The following is a 19,287-nucleotide window of genomic DNA, read 5'->3' as shown; positions in this document are numbered from 1 at the left end:
ATGCAATCTACTATAGATGCCATGGATGATGAACTGTGGGACAAGCTCATTCAGGATGTGGCGTATCTTTTCGATGATCTGACGCTCAAACGTGGATTTCAATATTATAAGCAAAAGCGTGTCCGGCCGTTTGCAGTGACCGATGCGCGTAAAATCATCACCCTCGTTGAAGGTAGCGATGATTACTCCGTGGTTGTCGATCTCGACAATCTCGGAAATAGCCGCTGCGAATGTCCTGTCAAAGGACCCTGCAAGCATATGGCTGCCGTGCTAATGCATTATGCAGACATGCAAAATCGCTCCGTGCAGATGCTGGCGAACGCTAAGGCCGCCGCCTCTCTGCAGCGTCCAGCCAGTCCCAAGGTTCCGTCCGGGGCCGCTTCAATGCTGGCGCGCCAGGATCTGCTTCAACAACAGGCAAGCCGCATTCCGGATGCCGGAGTAGCGGAGTGGCGTGAGTTCTGTATAAGCTGCACTACGCCGCTGGCCCACACGAGCCGGACGCCTGGTTATGCCGAGAAAGCCATCGCGGCCATCCTGAAATTTAAACCGTCGATGTCACCGACTACAGAGAAACTGTTCCTTCTCCATACCCATCTCTTTGTGCTGGAAACGATAACTAAACCCCAGGGTTCGGCGCAGGGTACTTCCGTTTCCTCCATGGGCTACTTCGCCCATTTGACCGTTACAGAGCTGCAGGATTCTATCGGGCAGCTTCTGACTAGCGGCCTGCCGTTGCGGGTTGAATCACAGCAATGGCCCCGGGCGAAGGAAATTCTGGCCTATCTGCGGCTACAAATGTTGTCTGAGCCACGCGGCCGTTCCCGTGAGCAGCCTTATTTCCGCATAGCTTACGAGCTGTACTGGGAACATTGGCTCGAACCAAACCTTAGCGACAACAAGCTATACGAAGAAGAGCTTGTTCAGCTACGTACAGCAGAAACAGAACTTGGCACTTCGCTCTCGCGACATGCCTGGCTGCTAGCCCAGAGCCGGATGTATTTCTACCTAGGGGACGACCCTCCTGCTTGGGCACATCTTCGCACCGCTGCGGACACCCCCGCTCTGCAGCCGGAAGATCTGCTCGGCTTCCTTGAGCCGTTATACAGCACCGGGGATTGGGACCGACTGGTGAACTGGCTCACACAGACCGGCCCGCTGCTCGGCAGCCGAATCTACGGCAATCTGAAGGATTATTCGAGCTACTGGGATGCGGCCGTAGCCCAGCGCCCGGAAAGTGAGCCATTGATGTGGGGTACTCTAAGCGAAATGTTGCCTTTGGCCGGTGAAATCTATGGCGAAAAGCTGCTCATCCATGAGAAATGGCAAGTCTGGATGGACTACCAACTTGCGAACGGTAAAGAACCTGCCGACTTCCGTGTCCGGGACCTTCAGCCGCTGGAGAAGCACGCACCGGAAACGCTGCTCCCCTTCTACCATCAGGCTATAGAACGGTTCGTGCTGGACAAGAACAGGCAGAGTTATAAAGCGGCAGTTAAGTTGCTGAAGCGGCTATCCAAGCTATACAAGAAAATGAAGCAGGAGGAGCGCTGGGAGCTGTATATCCATTCGTTCTCCGTTCGCAATAGCAGACTCCGCGCCTTGCAGGAAGAGCTTCGGAAAGGAAAACTGATCACATGAGCATCAATATGCATTTGAATACGATCACCGTGAAGCTCGCCTTGAGCGAGTACGGCGATGCCTTAATATTCGGGTTCAATGAACGGGACGATTATGTTCCTGGTCTGACCCTCAAACAGCGATTGTTCGCCTGGCACGAAGCTTCCTTCTATGGTACAGAACTGGCGGTGCGACAGGTGGAGGACGTTCAAGTGGTGGTCCTGCCTGCAGAGCAGGTCATCCCGTTCTTCTCTGATCCTCAGCTTCTGAGCCATGTGCACTGGAACTGGGAAGGCGGCGCTGCCCGTCTTAATGTATTAGCCCCCCTGCTGACGGACTGCCTGAAGGGGAAAAAATACATTCCAAGTCTGTCTGCCTATCGGGAAGGGCGGCTGCAATGGACCTGGGAAGATGCCGCGTTGCAGCGGGCCGCCACAGACCGGAACGAATCCTCTACTCTACACCAGATGCTTACTGAGAGCTCCGAGTTCACGGAAGGACTCCGTGCAGCTTTCTCGGCAGCGGTGTCCCAGCAATATTACGGAACCGAAGCCACGGCTGGCGATTTGCGTAGCGAATACCCGCTGCTGTTCGATAGAAGCGGCACGGGCGCAGCAGGTATGGATGAAGCCGCCTGGCTGGTCTCTATCGGCTGGAAGGCCGACACCGCCCCGTTCCGCCCGGCGCTGCAATTGCTGGAGCCGGAAGGCGATGAGCCGCACTGGGTGCTGAAGCTTGTACTGCAGGACAAGTACGACGAGTCCGTGCTGGTGCCGATACAGCTGAGCGGCGAGGGTGAAACCGCCGGGAAGTGGCCTGCGGCGTGGACGCCCCACGTCCGCGAACGCGCCGCAGGCTGGTCCGCCCGGCTGCTCGCCAGCCTGCCAGGCGAGCAGCTCCTAAGCGGCGCCGATATGCTGGGCGCGCCGCTCAGCAATGAGCTGGCCTGGCGCTTCCTGACGGCGGACAGCCGCCGTCTGCTGGAAGCGGGCTGGCAGGTGCTGCTCCCGGCGTGGTGGGAAACCGCCAGCCGGAAGAAGCCGCGCCTGCGCGCCAAGGTCAGCTCTGGCGAAAGCGAGCGCAGCGGCCAGTCGCTGTTCGGTCTGGATTCGCTAATCGATTTCGATTGGCGAATCTCCATCGGCGATGCGGACCTCTCGGAGTCCGAGTTCGCCGAGCTGGTCGCCCGGGGCGAGCGTCTGGTCCGCTTCCGCGGCCAGTGGATTTCGCTCGACCCCGCCCTCTTGGCCCAGATTCAGCGGGCCATGGCTGGTATGGACAAGTCGCAGGGCTTGTCCTTCCAGGATGTTCTGCAGCTTCATCTCCTGGGTACAGGTGATGAAGCCGAGAACGCTGAAGCCGCCGAAGAGCAGCTTCAGGAGGAGGCCACGCGGCTCCGCCTGGAGGTGGAGCTGAACGAACACTTGCTCGGCCTGATCGGCCAGCTCGGACAACAGGCCCAGTGGCCGAAGCCTGAGATACCGGCTGGCCTTAAGGCTGAGCTTCGCAGCTACCAGCACGAAGGCTTCGCCTGGCTGGCTTTCCTGCGTCGCTTCGGGCTGGGCGCCTGCCTGGCCGACGACATGGGCCTGGGCAAAACGGTGCAGCTGATCACCTATCTGCTCCACCTGAAAGACAACTATGCCGCCGCCCCCAAACCGGATGCGGCAGCCAAACGGGACCCTCACGCGGCCCCTGCGGATTGGCCATCACTCATCATCTGCCCGACCTCGGTACTCGGCAACTGGCAGAAGGAACTGGCCCGCTTCGCTCCGTCCCTGAACGTTATGCTGCATTACGGCAGCAAACGTCTGGAAGCTGGCTACTTCTATGGAGCCGCTTCGCAGGCCGATGTGGTACTAACATCTTACGCCACCGCTTCGCTGGACCAGGAACTGCTGAAGCAGTTCACTTGGGGATGCATCTGCCTGGACGAAGCGCAGAACATCAAGAATGCGCAGACGAAGCAGTCTGTCGCCGTTCGCAGCTTCCCGGCGCTGCACCGGATTGCGCTGACAGGCACGCCGATCGAGAACCGCCTCTCTGAGCTGTGGTCAATCTACGACTTTATCACGCCCGGTTACCTCGGCAGCTCCAAGTCGTTCCAAGACCGATTCAGCAATGCCATCGAGAAGGAGCGCGATGAGCGCCGTACAAATGAGCTGCAACGGCTCGTTAAGCCGTTCATGCTGCGGCGCAAGAAGAAAGACCCGGCAATCCAGCTCGATCTGCCTGATAAGAACGAAATGAAAACCTATATTCACCTGACAGCAGAGCAGGCTGCGCTATATGACCAGACCGTCAATGAACTGCTGGAACGTGTGCAGAAGCTCGAAGGGATCGAGCGCAAAGGCGCTATTCTTTCAGCTCTCACCCGACTCAAGCAGCTTTGTGACCATCCAGCACTGCTATCTAAGGAAGCCTTGCAGGAGATGGACGCCGATTCAGGAGCGATGGCACCGCTGAACGCCCCAGTGCTGATCAAACGATCGGCCAAACTGGAGCGCTTAATGGCCATGGTGCGTGAGCTGCGCGAGGAGGATGAGCGCTGTCTCATCTTCACGCAGTATGTCGGCATGGGCCAAATGCTGCAGGCCGTGCTCCAGCAAGAGCTCGGAGAGCCGGTGCTATATCTGAATGGTAGCACCTCCAAAACTGCACGAGATCGGATGATCGATCGCTTCCAGGCTCCCGCACGAACAGATTTGGCCGGATCTTCGTCCGCTCCAAACCCAGCATCGTCCGATCAGCCAAATGTCTTCATCCTCTCCCTGAAAGCCGGCGGCGTTGGCCTCAACTTGACCGCGGCCAACCATGTGTTCCACTTCGACCGCTGGTGGAATCCCGCCGTCGAGAATCAGGCAACCGACCGGGCCTACCGGATGGGCCAGACCCGGGATGTTCAGGTCCATAAATTCATCTCGCTCGGTACGCTCGAAGAGCGCATTGATGAGATGCTGGAGAGTAAGCAGCAGCTTAGCGACAACGTAATTTCCAGCTCGGAAGGCTGGATTACTGAGCTGTCTACAGATGCGCTCAAGGATCTGTTTACCTTACGCAGGGAATGGATGGCGTAAAGTGTTGAGCCTACCCATGATCCCGGTGAGTTCTTACTTTCTTGTGCGTTACAAGCGTTGGGAGCTTACTTCGATTATGCAGAGATCTGAAGTGAACCCGATACATCTCTGAATTTGCCATAAATTAGTGCATGTGTTAGAATCGACTTATCTTTTTATTGAACGGAGGGTTACGTGTGATAGACTTTATCCGAGTTCGTACGTTGCGCGGCTAATTGAATAGCGCTCAAGCTCTGCCCATGTGCAGAGGACTCAGGATAGGTCTGCCATTTTTAAAGGTAACCCACAGCCATGGACTGCCCGGAGAAGCTTACCGCTCTTCGGCATTCCACCTTTAGGAACTCCATAGAATCCATGAACACAAGCGTAGTCTGTTATCGCATGGAGAGATGTCATACATCTTTTCACATGTGAAGGCTATTTGTGTCCTGTATCCTATGGAAGACCAGATCTCGCAGCGGAAGCACCTCTTCTCTCGGTTCCTTGTTCTGAAGTCCTCTACAGATACTGTAAGCACAGGCAGATTGCCTGTGCTTTTTTGTTTTTCATTTTTGCTAAATTTTCATGTTAACTTTGGCTAACTAACGGAGGATGATTATATATGATGGAACCTACTCAGCAGACAGCGATCATTGTTGGAGTCCAGCTGCAACAGGACCATAACTTCGCCTATTCTATGGAAGAGCTGCGCAATCTTGCGGCTGCATGCAATATCGAGGTTATCGGGGAATTGAGCCAGAAGACCAGCCGTATCAACCCTTCCCATTATCTTGGGACGGGTAAAATCGAAGAACTGAAAACTTTAATGGAAGCAGCGGGTACGGAACTTGTTATTTTCAATGATGAACTATCGCCTTCCCAAATCCGCAATCTGGAATCCACACTGGACCGGCAAGTTATTGACCGGACGATTCTGATCCTTAATATCTTCGCCGAACGGGCCAAAACCAAAGAAGCCCAGCTCCAGGTGGAAGTGGCTCAGTTGCAATATATGCTCCCCCGCCTGTCGGGTCTGCGTGAATCTCTTGGACGCCAGGGCGGTGGTGCCGGGATGAAGAACAAAGGTACCGGGGAGACAAAGCTTGAACTCGACCGCCGGAGAATTGAGGAGCGCATCACCGCTCTCCAGACTGAGCTTACCCAGCAGGTGTCCCGGCGCCAAATTCAACGCAAGCAGCGTCACAAGAATGAAGTACCTGTGGTCTGTCTCGTTGGGTACACCAATACCGGTAAATCCAGCTTGATGAATGCAATGGTTGAGACCTACCATCCCGGTTCTAACAAACAGGTATTCGCGAAGGATATGCTGTTCGCTACCCTGGAGACCTCAGTACGCAGTATCGGTTTACCGGATCACAAAACCTTTCTCTTGACGGATACAGTAGGATTCGTAAGTCAGCTGCCGCACCATCTGGTCAAAGCCTTCCGCTCCACACTTGAAGAGGTAACCGAAGCGGATCTGCTAATCCATGTCGTCGATATCGCTGATTCACAGCACAAGCAACATATGGCTGTGACGGAGGATACTCTCCAAGCGCTTGGCGCACACGAGATTCCTGTCCTCTACGCCTACAATAAGGCGGATTTGACTGACCTGTCCTATCCACTTGTTGAAGGAGATAGCTTGTACTTGTCCGTGAAGCAAAATAAAGGCATCCCTGAACTAACACAGTTGATTCGCGATCATGTGTTTAATGACTACATGCAATGCGAGATCATCGTACCCTTTGACCAGGGACGTCTAGTCTCTTACTTCAACGAGAACGCTCATGTCCAATCGGTAAGCTATGAGGAAAAGGGCACCCGGATGACGCTGGAGTGCAAAATAGCAGACTTTGAGAAGTACCGGAACGATTTCATCGAGCTTTAAACGGTCAGAAAGACAGGAAAGCCCCCACCTCTGCAAAGGATTGGGTGGGGGACTGCTTGTCTTTCTGAGAACTCCTAAAAGGCAAATATATACCGGCCTGCACGCGTCCCTGACGTAGTGTAGCGCCGGTTTTTTGATACTTTATGATCATACTTACGGTTCAGAAACCCTCGATTTATATCGTTGTGGTCGGGAGATCCGCTTTTTTATACGTATAAATATAATGATGACCCCCAATTCTGGCGATTACCGCCAGGTCTGAAGCTCTGACTACGGAAGACGAGCGGCTTCGCCCCTCCGATAATTTCCGCAAATACTCAAAGTCAGGATGAAACGTCTCATCCAAGAGATATGCAGACGTTGTGCTTCCCGGCACCCTCTCCTCGTTCAACGCAGCAATGATGGCCTCCCCAGAGTCGATACCGATGCCGTGACCGAAATATTCCCCATTCCCCAAGACGATAACATTCTCTCCCTGCCATTCAGGTTTGTTTGGATCATGGTCGGGATTCTTGAAATACTGCACATCGCCAGGATACGCTTCCAGATTGTTATTAATAGTAGTAAGCTGCAGATCGCTATCATAATGCCAGTCATACAGTAGCAGATCATTGAAATAGGAGTTAAATACAGCGGGGCCCAGCACATCCAAGACTCCCTTGTATAAAACCACTACTGTTGCCGTGGCGCATTCAAATGCATAGAGATGACCGTTACGAAAAATATCGTTGATCCCATCGGATGGCTGAACCCCGCTTTTTAGCTGCAGCCCGCCCTTGCTGGTCCGAGTCCAATAATTCGGATTGCCCCGGGTAGTCTCAAAAGAGGCAAACTCTGCTCCACTGGCATCCAGTGCCCTTGCTGCATTCACAATGTGCTTTCTTGTATTCAGCTCGAATTCCAGCGCTGCCGGACTTTCGTACACATAGTTCTCCGAGCTTCTCTGTTTCTCCGTTACAATCTCCCGCTCTACCCCGGTCAAGCCGGACATATTAATCCCGTTGATGTCGCCATTTAAGAACGTAATCACTGCCGTACCTCCCATTACTCTGTATTCTCTTAATATGGGTTAGTGTACGTTGCAGCTTCCATAAATGTGAAAAACAACCCTCCAGTACCGCTGCACATGTGCAGGAACCGGAGGGTTGTAGTGTTTATTTTTAATATTATCAGGCGGGCGCTAACGCTCCTTCAGTTCCAAAATTCACCTCCGCCACTTTTCCCTTAACTCAAATTTCCAAGTTCAATCTATATAGGTTAAGTTATGCCGTACCCAGTGCGATCTCATCGTCTTCGTTATCCGAATTGAAGGCTTCACGGTCGAATTCGCCTTCTGAGTTAGCAACCAGCAGAGCTGTAACGGTAGTTCCTGTCGCATTCACGGCAGTACGCCCCATATCGATGAGAGCTTCTACGCCGGCCACAATAGCGATGCCTTCAAGCGGCAGGCCTAGTGCAGTTAATACGACTGTAGTAGAGATTACCGCTGGACCTGGAACCCCAGCCACACCAATAGAAGAAATAATACTAACAAGTACGAGAACGATGTAGTCTGTTACAGTCAAATTAATACCAAATACTTGAGCAGTGAACACCGCCACAATTGCTGGCCAGATGCCGCCACAAGCGTTGAAATTCACCGATGCACCAAGCGGGGCAACAAAGCTCGCAATACGCGGCGAGACATGCAATCTCTTAGTGATGACTTCCAAGTTGACCGGAAGCGTAGCATAGCTGCTGCGCGTGGTGAATGCTACAGCGATGGTTGGATAGATTTTACGGAAGAATTTAATCGGATTGACCTTGGCTACGAAGAAGACCAAGCCACCGAAGATCAGAACAAAATGAATAATCAAGGCTACATAAGAGGTAACAATAACACTTCCGAGTTCCTGCAAGGTCTCCCATCCGTAACGTGCTGTAATTGCGGCAATGAGTGCGAATACACCATATGGCGTTAAGCGGATAATAAATTTGACTACTTGGTGCAGAATCAAGGTCAGGGATTCGATCAAATCACGTACAGGCTTTACGGCCTCTGGCTTTTTAGAGCCAATCTTGATAATTGCTACGGCCAGGAATACTGCGAAGATAAGCAGTGGAACCACTTTACCGGTCGCCGCTTCATTCACTGGGTTAGAAGGTACGAGGTCGAGAATAACCTGCGAGAAGGTCGGAATCTCACGGGCAGTGAAGTCTGCCGGCACCTCCTGTTGAATACCTTGACCAGGATTAAAGAGCAGGGCTACCGTAAGCCCTATAATAGAAGCAATTCCCGTTGTCCCCAGGAACCAGGCAAAGGTCTTGATACCAACCTTACGCAAATACTCCAGGTTGGTCAAAGACGCGATGCTGTTCAATACAAGAACGAATACCAGGGGAATAACGAGCATGCGGATCAAACTAACATAAATGCTGCCAAAGGTGCTGATAGCCTTGGTCTCAAACTCCAACTTTTGGAAAACAATCCCGACCACAAGTCCGATTAGCAAACCGATAATAACTCGGGTACCAAACCCTACACGCTTGCGTGCCAACAGAAATAAAATTCCGAAGACAACGATGGAAACTACAAATCCGTACCAGTTTGTTTGAATCGCCGAGAGCAAATTATTGTCTATATTCTTCATTCTTTCTAAAACCCTCCCAATACCCCACTTATTTGATATGAATAATGATAAATAATGTATATACAAAACCTATGAATGTCAATGTAATTATATGTTAATTATATTCAATCCCGATAATTTCGGTATGAAAAATAAATATGGATTGACAACTGCTTTAGACATTGAATAATATTAAAAACATCACACGATGCATGCAACATTTGCTGGATCACCAAAGGGATAGAATCAACTGGACAGCCAGAGATTCGAGTTAGAGCGCTAGGTTTGCGTTCTCTTGAGTCTCTGGTTTTTTTATTGGCGCAAAAGGGAGGGATGGAAACTTCAGCCGAGCAATCCAGCATGAGCATACATAACTAGCGGAGAAATGAGTCTACTGGACAACCAGAGATTCAGCGGGTGATGTTTTTGTACCACCTGTCTGGGTCTTTTTGTTGTTTCCGCTGGAACCAAGCTTGTCGAGATAGATATCCACGTACCACGCAAGACATGTTGTAAAGCCTAGGCTGTATCCGCAAAATGCACTACAAATAAGCCCGAAGGCGACAGGTTAAGCCTTCTTGTCTGCCTAGCCAAGGGCGCAAAGAAAAGGATGATTACTCTTATGAAAAAGCTCACTATTTCGATCGTTACTGCTGCTGTAGTTTTCTCCGCTTTGACTTATGCCGCTGTATCGGCCAATCAGAAAACAACGGAGGCTGCGCCGGCACAGAACAATACCGCTGCCTCTACTACTACTACTACTGACACCGTCTCCACTGCAGGGACACAGACAGCTGTGCAGACTGTAGCCAAGACCGTTCAACCAGAAGCGACTCCTGTGCCAGCTGCAGAAGCCGTGCAGGCTGAGGCCACTGCCGCGCCTGCCGACCAAGCCGCTGCGGCTACTGCTCAGCAGCCGCAAGCAACAGAAGCACCTGCGCAAGCCGAAGCCGCACAGGTGAAGACAGCTTCTGCACCGGCTGCCGAAGCTACAACCGTGAACACCGCCGCTGCCAAAGTAGCTGCGCCGGCACAAGCCACTGCTGCACCTGCGGCACAAACGGCACTGGCACAGCCGCAAGCAACCCCTGCACCGGTAGCCGCAGCAGCTCCCGTGGTTTCCAAGACCATACCGGCATCTACCACTGCTCCAGCAGTGAAAGCCGCCCAACCGACGGCAGCACCAGCACAAGCTCCAGCTGCCGAAGCTAAAGCCACTGCTGCACCGGAGCCTACTGCTGCTCCAGCCAAGAAGATCACCTTCTCAACGACCGAAGTGGTGAAGGCCAAGGCTACCACTGCACCTGCCGCAGAACCTGTTCATTCCAAATCAAGCGCGTCTGCCCCATCGGAGAGTGTGCAAGCTCCGGCACCGGCATCTGATCCGGCACCTGCACCTGCACCCGCTTCGTCATCTGACGAAGAAGTATGCCCTTGATTTCATGCATCATCGCCGCTGAGCTAAGCCCCAGCCAACTATATTTTCAGAAAACGACAGAAATCGAGGTGCAAGATCAATGAGTATCAAGTTCAAACCAAAAAAAATCGTGAGTCTGCTGCTTGCAGCCTCCCTGCTGGTCCTGCCTCTTCAGGCAGGCCGGGCAGCGGCTGCTGAAACAAACGTTTCTGCAGCTACTCCTCTATCTACTTTTGATTATTTCAGCAAGGTGTATCCGAATTTGAACGACCCGAACCACGTCTATAAAACAGCAACTTACGAGGACATCGTTCACTTGTTTGAGAGCCAAGGCACGTATGCCGTTCTGGTAGGCGGTGCATGGGATGAGAACACACAAGCGGATATCGGCTTTATCAATGAAGTTGCCAAGGATTACGGCATTTCTACCATTTATAATTTTGATACCAAGTTGGATGGCGATACACTGCAAATCGCAGATACCAATAACAAGTTCGCGTACAAATACGTAGACCTGGTTAACAAGTACCTGACGAACCTGAATATTTACGACAAAAACGATCCCGCACACAATGTGAGCTACACAGCCAAAGATGGCAGCACAGTCTCGGCTAACAAAATCGAAGCTCCGTTCCTGTTGGTCTACAACAAGGACAACAAGGATGCCCAAGGCAACAGTGCTCCCATTGTCTCTTACCTTAAAGACAGCAAATCTTGGTCACAATTCCTGACGAACGGAACAATTGATCAAACCAAGGTCAATGCCTATAAGGCGGAGGTTCGATCCGTATTCTCCAAAGCCGTGAAATACGACACGATCAATGAATCGGAGTATATCAAAGCTGCATTTAACAAGAACTATGAAGGGGAGAACCCGGGCAAGCCAACGATCTTCACCTCGGCTGACGGCGATCTCGTCTATGAACATGTTACTTATCATCAGTTAAAACAAATCTTGTCCAGTGACGGCAACTATGCCATCCTGTTCGGGGGTTCCTGGTGCCCTAACACCCAGGCGGTTATCAAATACATTAACGAGCAAGCCAAGAAGAAGAACGTCAATAAAATATACCTGTGGGATACGAAGCTTGATTCCGGTGTGACAGTAGGTCTGCCGAACAACAATAGCGGCAATTCCGCCAAAGATGGAAACCCACACACCAACGATGAGTTGCAGGTTCGGACCACGGACCATCTGTATGCCAAGCTATATGTGGACCTCGTAAAAGAATATTTGACCAATATCAAGACACAAAACAATACAGCAGAAAAACCTACCACAATTAGTTATTTGGATCAAAATAATACGCGAATTTTCGGAGATCGTCTGCAAGTTCCGTATCTCTTCACCTATAACAAAACCAACAAGGATGACAGTGGGCAACCAGCACCTATTCTGGGACACATCGAATTGATGTACTCCTGGACAAATATCCAACCCGACTACGTCAGCAACGGTTACGCTGATGGTGCAAGATACAATTTCTACCTAAACGCGCTGGATAAGCTTTTCTCCAGACTGGAAGCCACTCCAACTGAACTGACAGCGGTAGCGCCAACTTCGGCCACTGCGAACGACGGACAGATTACAGGCGTTCTGAACAAATCGCTAGAGTACAAACGCGCCGATGAGACCGACTACAAACCGGTATCTGGCGAAGCCATTACCGGGCTGGCACCTGGCACTTATCAGGTAAGATATGCCGCCAAGGCGGGTTATCAAGGCCCAACTGTTGCGGCAGGAGCAACTGCAATCCCGTATAAACCAGGCCAAACAATCGAAATTATTGTTCCGGTCTTTACACACCAGCAAGCGGCACCGACCGGACTGATCGGCGTGGCTCCTACAACGCCTGCCAACGATGACGGGCAAATTACGGGAACCAATTCAGCCCTGGAATACAAACCAGCCGCTGCTGTTGATTACATTCCAGTGACTGGCGAAGCCATCACAGGACTCGTGCCTGGCTTCTACGAAGTGCGTTATGCCGCCAAGGAAGGCTACAGCGCTAGTCCTGTAACCCGCGTTGAGGTCCCAGCGTACGGCGAACAGGCCGCACCAACCGGACTGGTAGGTATTGCTCCTACTTCACCTGCCAATAATGACGGACGTATCACCGGTACTAAGCCTTCATTGGAATACAAACTGGCGAGTGTAACCGATTATGTCTATGCTACAGATGTCGAAATCACAGGACTTGTACCTGGTACTTATAACGTCAGATACGCAGCTAAGGAAGGCTTCAAAGCGGGTAGAGCAGCCGATGTAATCGTGCCAGCCTATACCGCAGAGCAAGCTGCGCCAACCGGTCTCACCGGTATCGCTCCTACTTCATCTGCCAATAATGACGGACGCATTACCGGCACAACGCCAGCACTGGAATACAAACTGTCTACCGTTACCAATTATGTATACGCCACAGATGTCGAAATCACAGGACTTGTGCCTGGTACTTATAACGTGCGATATGCTGCCAAAGAAGGCTACAAAGAAAGCTCTGTAACTGATGTAGTCGTACCGGAGTACAAAGCACCTACTGGTGGCGGAGATACCGGTCCATCAACTGGCAATAGCTCCCCTGCACCGACTCCAGTTAGCAGCCCGGCGCCTACTGCCAGTGCGGCACCAGTTACTAGCGCTCAAGGAAATACAATCATCGCTTCTAAAACAGCGGTTGCTACTACCGATGAATCTACAGGGGTTACCACAGCTTCCATCACAGCAGCTGCCGTAACGGAGCTTGTAGAGAGCGCTAAAAAAGCAGAAGCCGAAGGAAAATCAGCACTGCTAGAAATCAATGTTGAGACTACTGCTAAAACTCAAACCGCTGAGCTCACCATTCCAAGAAGCGCATTCAATGCAGTCGCTTCTGGCACAAAAGCTCAGGTTAAAATCAACTATGCCAACGTGGGAACGATCACCTTGGATGCCAAAGCAATCGCTAATATTAGCGGAGCTAAAGATGAGGGCGATATCCATATTCGGATCGCCAAGGTTTCACTCACCGACGAAGGTAAAGAGGTCCTTGGTGATAGACCTGTCTACGATCTGACTGTCAAAGCAGGAGACCTTACTGTTTCTAGCTTCGGCGGAGGTAAAGCACAGATCAGCGTTCCTTACAAACTGCAAGCTGGCGAAGAGCCGAATTCTATCATCATCTACCATATTAATGAATCAGGAAGTCTCGACAATGTACGCGGTAAATACGCTGCGGGAACGGTGGATTTTGTCACTACCCACTTCTCCCAATACATCGTCGCTTATAACAAAGTCGACTTCGCCGATGTCGCAGCAACTTCATGGTACAACGATGCCGTTAGCTTCCTGGCTGCCCGGAGCATCACGTCCGGAACAGACGACAGCCACTACAGCCCGAACGCCTCGGTTACCCGCGGACAGTTCACTGTTTTGCTGCTGAAAGCCTATGGCATTGATGCCGACGAGAATGTGGCCGATAACTTCACCGACGCCGGAAACACGTATTACACCGGCTATCTGGCCGCTGCCAAGCGCCTAGGTATCACCACCGGTGTAGGCGAGAACCAATTCAAGCCTGACAGTAAAATCACACGCCAGGAGCTATTCACGCTACTGTACCGTTCTCTGGATGTCTTGGGAGAGCTCCCAGCTGCTAAGAACGGCCCTGCTCTGTCCACCTACAGCGACGCTGGCCAAATCGCAGACTATGCCAAAGAAGCCCTGCAGGCTCTTACAACCTCTGGAGTCATTGCAGGAAACAATGGCAAGCTTAACCCTGCCAGCGCATCTACTAGAGCAGAAGTAGCACAGGTACTGTTTAATCTCCTTTCCAAGTAACACCTACCTCGCATTGCATCTTCTAAAAAAGCCTCTGAATCCCTTTTCATAGGGATTCAGGGGCTTTTCCAATTCTTATAGCAATAGGTTCGCGAACCATGGTTGCTGTCCGTTCCTCTGTCATTAACGTCTTCCGTCGCTCTTAACGTCATCCATATTATCGCCGCTTTATATCCTACGGAATCGTCCCTATTTTCACCTTACAGTTTGTAACAATTGTGTTCCCTGCTAGCTAAATTTATGTCTTATGATGTATTTTAAAAGTTTATTTTTTACTAAAAATTAGGTCGTTTGTCGGAGATGTGAACCTTATTCCCTATTAAAATAGTTTGTATTAATATGACACCATTTGTTAACAAAAACCCCTTTAATAGAGCCTTTTTAGATGGTTTACGCCCATCATAATCTTAATATTCCAATATAAGGGTTGAAAATCTACTAAAATATTTTTATTTTCATATAGATTTTACATTTTACCAGTGGTAAAATCTTCTTAACATTTTTTCCTACTAGCTTAGGTGGAATTAATTTTTGAATTCATAGGAAAGGAGAGTTCTACCGCGATTTCGCCGAGAAGCCGGAAAAAGTTTATTTTGAAAAAATCATATGATGGAGGGGATTTTTTTGGATTGGGGCAAATTATCTCGTAAACTATCACTGCTGGCACTTGCCGCGGGAGTAACGATCAGTACGGTTCCCGGAGGAGTTTCCGCAGCAGCAGTGCAGCCTAAAATTGGCCAAAGCGCACTGACATTGGTTCAGAATTCTCAGAAAACATTCATCTCGCCTCAGATCAATACAAAATCCACAGATGACATACGCGTCATCGTCCAACTGAGCGGACAGCCGGCAGCCGTCGGCAAATATGCAGCGAAGCAAGGTATCTCCTCACTAGCCTCCACAGCCACCGAAGCTGCTGTAAACAGCCAGCAAACCGACGTTTTGAAGAAAGCGTCTAATGCCGGACTGGACCTTGAAGTCAATTACAAGTACAACACGGTACTGAACGGTTTTGAGATCACGATTCCTGCGAATGAAATCCCTGATCTTGCTAAAATCCCAGGCGTCATTTCTATCCATAAGAACAGCACCTGGTATCCAGTGCCTGTTGAACAGGCTGATGCAGCCATTCAGGATGCAATCGTTCCGAAAAATGACACTGGTCCTCTGAAGCAGATTCGCGCAGACTGGGCTTGGGAGCATAGCTTTACCGGTAAAGGCCTAAAAGTCGGCGTAATTGATACCGGTGTAGATTATACCCACCCTGATATTAAAGACGCATACAAAGGTGGCTATGACTCTTTTTACAAGGATAACGACCCTTATGAAGAACTGCCGAATCCCAGCAAGAATTTCCCCGGCACCTCTCATGGCACACACGTTTCCGGTACTATCATCGGACAATTCGCTAATACCCAAGGGGAAATTGCCCAGAAGGGTGTAGCATACGATGCCGATCTCTATGTGTACAAGGTTCTCGGATACAATCCAGCCAACCCTTCTTCCGCTTCAGGCTCATCCGCACAGGTTATTGATGGCATCGAACGCGCTGTCAAAGATCATATGGACGTTATTAACCTATCGCTGGGCTCCGATGAAGAGAAGGATGTAAATTCTCCGGATGCCATCGCTATTAACAACGCTGTGCTTTCGGGCGTTACAGCGGTAATTGCCAATGGTAATGCTGGACCGGGTCAATATACCCTCGGCTCGCCTGCCACTTCCCAATTAGGCATTTCTGTCGGAGCAGTAACTAGTCCAAGCAAGCAGTATTCCGGACATTTCACTCCTGAATTCGTAGGAGATACGGTTTCAACTGCCACTTACAGCACTTATGGTGATTTCAAAGTGATGGCTTGGGAGCTTGGCAAAGAAAACTTCGCCGACATTATCGGCACCGAGCCAGTTAAGGTAGTGTACGCAGGTCTAGGCGCTGAAGCAGATTACCACGGTGAAACGGATCTGAACGGAGCAATTGTCCTGTTATCCCGTGGACAGCTGGCGTTCACAGATAAGATCGCCAACGCTAAAGCTCGCAACGCCAAAGCTATCGTGATCTTTAACGGCAACGCTGATGCAAACGGAGCTGTCGATTTGCGCGAAAGTATTGCTAACCGTGATGATTATATCAATTCCCTTCTTGGAGACGGGTTTGATAACATTCCAACTTTCGATATCAAAGGTAAAGAAGGTCGCGCTCTAGCGCGTGGCATCCTCAGTCACCCAGGTACAACGGTTCAATTCAAATTTGATTCGGATTACCATCCTCAAGAAGACAAAGGCGATGTGCTTGCCAGCTTCACCTCTTGGGGACCAAATGCAGACGACAAACTGAGTATCAAGCCTGATGTTACTGCACCAGGGGTGAGCATTCTATCCACATATCCCGCTTATGGCAAAGATGATCCTAACGTCTCTTACGCCAAAGCATATGAGCGTCTGAATGGTACAAGTATGGCCACGCCACACGTTGCAGGACTGGCGTTGCTGATCAAGCAGGCCCATCCCGACTGGTCGCCATTCGATATTCGTGCAGCGCTGGCTAATACCGCTGAGCCTAACGAAGAATATGATGTTTTCCAACAAGGTGCCGGACGCGTAAATGTAGAAGGTGCTATTTTGACTAATGCACTGCTACAAGCCCTTGAACCAATTACCATCCTAGACAAGGATTACAATCCACAAAATATTATCAACTATAATTCTTCCGCCAGCTTTGGGACAGTTCTGTCCGGACAATCCGTCGCCAAAAATCTGCAGCTCAAAAACACTGGCAGTGAGTCCCTAACTTACTCCGCTTCTGTAGAGTGGCACAATGCCGATCATGACGGAATTACCGCTTCGCTGAGCAGCAGTAATATCACTGCCGCAGGGGGTAAAACAACGACCTTTAACCTGAATCTGGACTTAACTGATCCAGTCAAAGGGAAGTTCTATGAAGGACAGGTTAACCTGACTGCCGATGGTGTTCCTACCCTGCATTTACCATTCAGTCTGTATGTAGTAGATGATCTTCCAGCGAATCCGTTTGGCATTCAGGAAGTGAAGCTGACCAACCCTAAGATTACTCCTAATGCTACCAGCAAACAAACTACTGATCTTTCATTCAATTTGTCAGCTAAAAATACAAATTATTATGAAATAGATCTTATCAATCTGGAAGATCAACAGATCGGTATTCTTGATGCACAGACTCCAGTAGGTGCCAATCAACTATTTGCACCCGGACGATACAGTCTGAAGGGCATTGACGGAACTTATATTGCAGTTGATGAAGACGGCGTACCTCTCGAAGACGAGAATGGTAACCTTGTTATTAAGAAGCTGGACGATGGTGTGTATAAAATCAACATTGTAGCTGCTCAATTGAAGAACAACAGAATCGTTAATGATGCACAAGGCAATCCTATTTTGTACAAAGCCTATACATCTTTCAGAGTGGATAATACCCCAGGCACGGATAATGGAGGCGGAACTCCATCTCCATCTCCTACAACAACGCCTGCACCTAGTGAAGGCAGCGGAGAAGGCGGCGTTACCCCATCTCCATCTCCGACAGCTACACCTGAACCTAACACTGGCGGCGGTGGAAGCAGTGGCGGTGGTGGCCCAGTTGCCACACCAGCACCATCCGCAACACCTGCTCCAGCTAGCGGCGCTGCCAATGCAGTCATTGAGCAAGGCCTGAAGCAGGCGCCTGTGAAGGCTGCTGTAGCTTCCAGCAATGGTGTAGCAACCGTTACGGTAACTAACGATGATCTGAAGGCAGCCATCGCCTCTGCATCAGCTTCTCCGGCAGCTATTGTAATCAATGTTCCAGCTACGACCGACGCTGCAGCCAAAGTGGTTCTGACAGCTGAGCAAGTGAAGCTGCTCGCTGGTGCACCAGCGAAGAGTTCAATTATTTTAAATGCAGCAAGTTCCGCATTCGCCTTGCCAGTAAGCCTGCTGACTGGCGGCGCAGCTGATGCCAGTCTGGATCTGATCATCAAGAAAGCAGATGACCAATCCGCCAAGTTCTCGACAACTGCTGGGTCAACAGTTGTTGGGTCTCCGGTATCCTTTGAAGCTAATTGGACTACCACTTCCGGAAGCACCGCCCTGAAGGTACCGAATGATGTCTTCATCAAGAGATCCTTCACTGTGCCAGGCAAAATCGAACCTAACACTGCAGGTGTTCTATTTGAATCGAACGGCAAGATTACTCCGGTATCTTCCGTATTCAAAGTACAAGCAGACGGCACGACTCTTGTTACGGTCAGCCGCCCTGGATTCTCGGTCTATGCTGCGGTGAGCCGCCCTGTCACTTTCAGCGACATCGCCAACTCCCCGGCTGCTGCCGATATTAAAGCGCTGGCTAACAAACTGATTATTGAAGGTACTTCGGCAACGACATTCTCGCCGAAGAGCAACCTGACCCGTGCCGAGTTCACAGCCCTGCTGTCCCGCTCGCTCGGACTACGTTCCAGTTCGACTTCTACCTTCTCAGATGTGAAGTCCTCTGACTGGTATGCAAATGATGTTGCTGCTGCTTCCGAGGCAGGACTGATTCTGGGAATCGGCAATGGCAAATTTGCCCCGAACGCCCAAGTTACGCGCCAAGAGCTTGCTGTCATCCTGGCAAGAGCCGTGAAATTGACTGGTGTGGAACTGAAAGCCTCCAATCCGTCGTTCACCACTTATGCCGATAGCACGAAGATCGCTCCATACGCCAAAGATAGCGTGCAATCCTTGTCTGCTGCGGGTATCATTAGCAGCGAAGTCGGATCGAGCTTCAACCCGACAACAGCAGCTACCCGTGAGACAGTAGCAGTTACCTTGCATCAATTGCTGAGCAAAACTGGCCTGATCGACTAATTCGAGTCAAGCCAGAAACA

8 protein-coding genes are annotated in these 19,287 nt (G+C 50.6%); 6 read left to right on the top strand and 2 right to left on the bottom strand.

Translation table 11 applies throughout. The annotated features are described in order from the left end of the window. The 3 genes from ACFVRY_RS10735 to hflX all read left to right on the top strand — a co-directional run bounded on the left by ACFVRY_RS10735 (position 1) and on the right by hflX (position 6,567). Positions 1-1,641, top strand: a complete 1,641-nt coding sequence (locus tag ACFVRY_RS10735) for an SWIM zinc finger family protein (RefSeq protein WP_387499999.1) — start codon at positions 1-3, stop codon at positions 1,639-1,641. A gap of 2 nt (positions 1,642-1,643) precedes the next feature. Continuing rightward, a complete protein-coding gene (locus ACFVRY_RS10730) occupies positions 1,644-4,697 on the top strand; it encodes a DEAD/DEAH box helicase (protein WP_387500480.1) in 3,054 nt (1,017 codons plus the stop codon). 604 nt (positions 4,698-5,301) lie between these two features. Beyond that, positions 5,302-6,567 carry a GTPase HflX gene (gene hflX / locus ACFVRY_RS10725; RefSeq protein ID WP_387500479.1) on the top strand — a complete coding sequence of 422 codons (1,266 nt, stop codon included), beginning with the start codon at positions 5,302-5,304 and terminating at the stop codon, positions 6,565-6,567. A gap of 175 nt (positions 6,568-6,742) precedes the next feature. Here hflX and ACFVRY_RS10720 read toward each other — a convergent pair whose 3' ends face one another. Next, complete coding sequence (locus ACFVRY_RS10720) at positions 6,743-7,597, bottom strand: protein-glutamine gamma-glutamyltransferase (RefSeq protein ID WP_387499997.1); 855 nt, start codon at positions 7,595-7,597, stop codon at positions 6,743-6,745. Positions 7,598-7,829: 232 nt separating this feature from the next. Continuing rightward, positions 7,830-9,197 (bottom strand): dicarboxylate/amino acid:cation symporter, encoded by a 1,368-nt coding sequence (locus ACFVRY_RS10715; protein WP_387499995.1) that lies wholly within the window; start codon positions 9,195-9,197, stop codon positions 7,830-7,832. 601 nt (positions 9,198-9,798) lie between these two features. On the opposite strand from ACFVRY_RS10715, the gene ACFVRY_RS10710 reads away from it, so the two are divergent. The 3 genes from ACFVRY_RS10710 (at position 9,799) to ACFVRY_RS10700 (ending at position 19,267) form a co-directional block, all read left to right on the top strand. Next, on the top strand, positions 9,799-10,614 hold the full coding sequence (locus ACFVRY_RS10710) for a hypothetical protein (RefSeq protein ID WP_387499993.1): 816 nt from the start codon (positions 9,799-9,801) through the stop codon (positions 10,612-10,614). Positions 10,615-10,693: 79 nt separating this feature from the next. After that, positions 10,694-14,410, top strand: coding sequence for an S-layer homology domain-containing protein (locus ACFVRY_RS10705; RefSeq protein WP_387499991.1), 3,717 nt, complete (start codon positions 10,694-10,696; stop codon positions 14,408-14,410). A gap of 624 nt (positions 14,411-15,034) precedes the next feature. Then, on the top strand, positions 15,035-19,267 hold the full coding sequence (locus ACFVRY_RS10700) for a S8 family serine peptidase (RefSeq protein WP_387499989.1): 4,233 nt from the start codon (positions 15,035-15,037) through the stop codon (positions 19,265-19,267). Positions 19,268-19,287 lie beyond the last annotated feature (20 nt).

Source organism: Paenibacillus sp. NPDC057934, assembly GCF_042887565.1.
GTDB lineage: Bacteria > Bacillota > Bacilli > Paenibacillales > Paenibacillaceae > Paenibacillus_AQ.
Note: the sequence above shows the minus strand (reverse complement) of the source record. Positions and strands in the feature narration are given on the sequence as shown.

Excerpts from the sequence above, each read along its gene's own strand:
- ACFVRY_RS10715 (WP_387499995.1), bottom strand. The coding sequence starts at position 9,197 with ATGAAGAATATAGACAATAATTTGCTCTCGGCGATTCAAACAAACTGG.
- ACFVRY_RS10705 (WP_387499991.1), top strand. The coding sequence starts at position 10,694 with ATGAGTATCAAGTTCAAACCAAAAAAAATCGTGAGTCTGCTGCTTGCA.
- ACFVRY_RS10735 (WP_387499999.1), top strand. The coding sequence starts at position 1 with ATGCAATCTACTATAGATGCCATGGATGATGAACTGTGGGACAAGCTC.
- ACFVRY_RS10710 (WP_387499993.1), top strand. The coding sequence starts at position 9,799 with ATGAAAAAGCTCACTATTTCGATCGTTACTGCTGCTGTAGTTTTCTCC.
- hflX (WP_387500479.1), top strand. The coding sequence starts at position 5,302 with ATGGAACCTACTCAGCAGACAGCGATCATTGTTGGAGTCCAGCTGCAA.